The following is a 4055-nucleotide window of genomic DNA, read 5'->3' on the forward strand; positions in this document are numbered from 1 at the left end:
CGCGGCCATCACTGTGTTTGTCTTTTTTGCCACTATCGTGCTTATCATCGCGGCCGTCACTGTGTTTGTCTTTTTTGCCACCATCGTGCTTGTCATCGCGGCCATCAGTCTGGCTATTGATCACCGCTCCTCCGCCGATAGACTCTTTAACCATCGCCGCACCCGCTATGTATGCAAAAGTTTTGGCGCCAGAAACGGTGCACGATCCATTTGAAGAAGCATACGTGTCGCTTATGCCGTCCATAGTTAGCGTCAGCTGATAACGATCAGAAGCAGAAGTTCCAGTCAGCACCCCTGTGGCACCTACGACCGAATCACCCTGGTCCAACCATTCCAACTTGTTGTTCGTCCCGCGTGCGCAAATTTTAACAGGCGTGTTTACCACTCTCAATGACTCCGACTCACCCAAAGCAAGTGTAGGGTTGTTATCGAAATCGCTGAGGATCATTGGCTGGGTAAGCACCCCGGAATGTGGGACGATGGCTGGTTGTATTACCGTCGCGCCATTAACGCTGAGCAAGTGGTCAGCGGCCCACGATGCAGCTGGTATAACGAGGGCCCCCATTAACATTGCGCACTTGAGTAAATGTGTTGTCGAAAATGTATTCATGCTCTCATACTCCACTTATATTGAATTATTTCTGCCGTACTCGCCAAGAAACAACAAGGTTTAACCTTTTTATTAACACATGCAATTTCTATACCATAATTTAATAGTTTTATATTAACAATATGTTATATATTTCAGAAACCTGCAACAATCAACGACTGTAAAAAAATTCGACATATTAATTGGATGCCTCCTGCAACCGGGTTCCCGTGTTCGCATCCGGCATCCTGGATAACCGCAGGACAATGACTGAATAAGCCAATATTTGGAACATGAGTTCCCAATAGGTGATTCCAAGCGTTATCCCCCCAATTCCATAGGCAACAAGCGAGGCGCGAAGCATAGCACCATGATTTATTACCCACGATTCCCCAGAACGGATTCCGCGCCTAATCATGAGTGAAAGGGAAATTATAGTCCCTATTAAAAGCGTGCTCCATAGTAATAAACCAGGTATACCATGCTCGACAGCCACTTCCACGTAGGCGCTGTGCCAATCCAGCGTGTCTGGATCGCCGAAACTTTGAAAACTGGCATTGATTGCGCGCCACCCTTCAAACCCTGAGCCTGTCCACGGGTTGCTCTTCAAATACGACAACCCTTGTTCCCATGCCCCCTGGCGGCTTTGAAAAGACAAGTCTTGTTGATAAGTCGAGATGGTCTCCATGCGTGTGAGCCATTCATCAGGCAGATTTATTAACGACAACCCCACACCCAAAGCAACCAGAATTATGGCCATAAACTGATGTTTGCTATGCCACACCAGCATCGCACTCATTACAGTCAAGCTCACAAGCCCCCCACGCGACCATGAGGTCAAAGCGGCGATGTAGCACAGTGCCACCGCAGCCACGATTGCCCAACGAAGTGCTGCATCTGATGTCTGGCGCAACCAAAGTATCAAGAGCGGAATAATCATGGCCAACGCGACTGCAAATTCATTATTCCCGCCAATCTGACTGTCTGGCGGGCCATAAACCCGATCCCCAAACCCTGTCATGACTGCCCAATAGCCACCTTTTAAAGCTACCATTGCAATACCGGCCGCAGTCGCAACAATTAAGTAATGCAGTTTTTCCCGTGTATCTATCAGCCACAGCGTAAGCAGTAATGGCGGAATAATTTTGATTATCTCGAATAACCTGCCTCTAGACGTGTCCGGCAACAGTGCAAACTGAGTGGTAATCACAAAATCGGCAAAAAGCAAACCCAACACGACCAAGCGCCAGTCCCAAAAAACCTTGGGCCATTGTCGCGTTTTCCAATAATCAACTACCACCGCGAGGCAAGTTATCAGAAACAATACCTTGAACATCGGAAGCCGAGACATAAACTCGCCACCGTAGGATTGCGGATGCATAGCGCCAAGCAGTGCAAGACCGACCACTCCAAACCACGGACGCAACAACGCGAGCCAGCACAGACCGACGAGAATAATTAGCAAAGCTATGTCACGCATGGCCGTTGTCTCGAGTCACGGATGATTGCCTAATATGAAGCGCGTCTTGCTCAGTGGGCAAACCAGCATTTGCAACGCGGGATTGTCCGGCTTTCATTTTGATGCGATGAGTCTCGCGCATTCGTTCACCAAGTACCGTTGTACCGATATAGCCTGCCAATCCTCCCAAAACCTCCAGCGCCCAGTCTGTAACATCTGCAAACTTGCTCGGCAGTAATAATTGACCAAGTTCAATCCCGAATGCAACCAACCCAATCGAAATCAAAGCGATCCACCCCGCGATTTGTCGCCAGGAATAATGTTGGATTTGAGCCACACCCAGCGCCAGCAACATACCCAGCGGTATAAAGAAGCCAACTTTGTGCAGCACCTCCGTCACCGCTCGAAATTCTGTCCCATAGTAATAAGTTTCAAATGGCACCCTATTCAAGCCTTGCAAGCGCTCAGTTATAAATGTTCGCCCGGTATGAAAATCAAATGGATACCAAAAAATTGCCGCTAACAAACCAACCCACATCAATGCTAAACCCAGCCACAGCCAAGCCTGAAAACGTGACGCGGCACCTCCATGCATCGACTGCTGAGTTTGTCCTGCCCAGCGTCTGCTCAACCAGGTACCCAGCGCTGCACCGATTGCTGCAGTAATAATATCTGTAGCATCACTTACGCGTGAGTAGACGAACAACTGCAAGAACTCAAGGAACGTTGCAATCATGATAACGGCGGAAAACGACGTCAGGCGTAAAGTTGGAGGCGATAAACGCCACAAGAAAGCAACCGGCATCCAAATCAATATATCGGTTAACACTCCGTACCACGCTTCGGCCGGGTTTTCAAAAACAAAAGAGAACGGTATTAACACCACTCGGCCTTCGCGCCATTTGTGAAAAATTTCGACTGGACTGAGTGTGAGATCGAGCGGCAACAAGTTGTAGGTAAATAGAACAAATACATAGAGATACAACAGCCGACCAGACAAGGCGGGTGATCCCCTTGCACTGCGCCATCCTGCCAGCCATTCTGACAAACGACGCCCCAAAACACACCATGCCATTACTCCCACTACAGCACCAATACTCTCCGCAAAAATGTCATTTAATGACACTGTACGAGGCGGAAAATACAACTGAACAAACTCGATCGCTACACCCAGCCCTAAACAAGCAATCAATACCCACAGAACAATCAACACACGAACGACAAAACCGCGCTCTGACCACAGCACCCCACTCCATAAAAAAGCCAATGGAATGAACAGCAGAATATTTGCTACCCAGTCCGCGCGGTTGCCGATTTTCAAGTCGAAGTAGCGAATATTTCTGAATGCCTCTAAAGCTTCATTCAATGGTTGATGCTGGAAATTCAGGGGTACGAGGCTTCCGTAGATCACAAACAGCGTATAGGCAATGGCAAGAGCCAGCATGGGAAAACGAGCGGAGGAAATGTTGGGCGAGCCAACAGAATGATTCTGCTTGAGAGGTTTCGGAGCTGCATGCAAATCAAGCATAAATTAAAATTTATATGGGTTGACGCAGTAATTTCAGGGTCATTGATCTTTAAATAAGCAGAACCATCAGGATAGACACTCACACTTGTGTGACGCCTGTAAATATTATACGGAATCTATGAAGATTGTAAGGTTTTGAAGTGTGGCGTCAACTCAAGGGCATCTCTAAAAATAAATTAGCTTCAAATTTAGCGAAACGTTGACTATTTCACCATTATTTTTGAGGAAATAGGTTTTTTTGAACAATAGAAGAACGATGACCCTCAGCAAGCGCTGATGAGTCAGCGTCGTAATGAACGAATGTACATTCGAGCGAACCTCTGTCAAGTACAGCACTTGACGCAATATCTTCGCTTTCTTCAGACTATAGAACGTACTTTCAAGATCGGTCTGACGTCAACTACGACTTAAATGCGATATATTAAACTGTAGTAGTTCAGACTTAATCTGACAGTAAAGTCTTGCCAAAGGGTGGGGTT

3 protein-coding genes are annotated in these 4055 nt (G+C 47.3%); all 3 read right to left on the reverse strand.

All coding sequences use genetic code 11. The features are described from left to right. A partial coding sequence (locus MJ770_RS09775) for a hypothetical protein (protein ID WP_239253421.1) occupies nucleotides 1-610 on the reverse strand: 610 nt, incomplete at its 3' end. 178 nt (nucleotides 611-788) lie between these two features. Beyond that, on the reverse strand, nucleotides 789-2069 hold the full coding sequence (locus MJ770_RS09780) for a putative O-glycosylation ligase, exosortase A system-associated (protein WP_239253422.1): 1281 nt from the start codon (nucleotides 2067-2069) through the stop codon (nucleotides 789-791). Continuing rightward, the gene (locus MJ770_RS09785; protein WP_239253423.1) at nucleotides 2062-3576 is read right to left on the reverse strand and encodes a VanZ family protein; all 1515 of its coding nucleotides are present in this window, start codon (nucleotides 3574-3576) and stop codon (nucleotides 2062-2064) included. The genes MJ770_RS09780 and MJ770_RS09785 overlap by 8 nt, the downstream gene beginning before the upstream one ends. Nucleotides 3577-4055 lie beyond the last annotated feature (479 nt).

Origin of the sequence: Candidatus Nitrotoga sp. M5, assembly GCF_927904885.1 — a bacterium.
Lineage (GTDB): Bacteria > Pseudomonadota > Gammaproteobacteria > Burkholderiales > Gallionellaceae > Nitrotoga.